The sequence below is a fragment of the Photobacterium alginatilyticum genome, assembly GCF_009910675.1.
Taxonomy (GTDB): Bacteria; Pseudomonadota; Gammaproteobacteria; order Enterobacterales; family Vibrionaceae; genus Photobacterium; species Photobacterium alginatilyticum.
Window position 1 is genome coordinate 1 of the sequence record NZ_RSEJ01000345.1, and the last position, 385, is coordinate 385.

Annotated in this window: 1 protein-coding gene; it reads left to right on the forward strand. The window is 38.4% G+C overall.

Annotated elements, in window-relative coordinates:
* The first annotated feature begins 60 nt into the window (after positions 1 to 60).
* Positions 61 to 300 carry a hypothetical protein gene (locus tag EIZ48_RS28880; RefSeq protein WP_160658817.1) on the forward strand — a complete coding sequence of 80 codons (240 nt, stop codon included), beginning with the start codon at positions 61 to 63 and terminating at the stop codon, positions 298 to 300.
* Positions 301 to 385: the final 85 nt, after the last annotated feature.

Here is a 385-nt window from a genome sequence, read left to right on the forward strand (position 1 = left end):
TAGCAATGGAAAAGCCATTATTGGCTTATCAAGAGGCACTTTTGATTACCGAAAGCCACTATGTCTAAGAGAAAGCCACTGTTGCAATGCGATACTTTGCTTATTGAAAGCCACTTTAGCATAGAAAAAGCAACTTTTGGCTTTGCGAAAGCCACTTTTGATTTGCGAAAGCCACTTTTTCTAAAAGAAAGATACTGTTGCAAAGCGATTCTTTGCTTCTTCAAAGCCACTTTAGCAATGGAAAAGCCATTATTGGCTTATCAAGAAGCACTTTTGATTACCGAAAGCCACTTTGTATAAGAGAAAGACACTGTTGCAGAGCGATTCTTTGCTTATTCAAAGCCACTTTAGCATTGGAAAAGCCACTTTTGGCTTTGCAAAATCC

Bases quoted from the DNA above. Each gene is read 5' to 3' on its own strand.
- EIZ48_RS28880 (WP_160658817.1), top strand. From the start codon at position 61: ATGTCTAAGAGAAAGCCACTGTTGCAATGCGATACTTTGCTTATTGAA.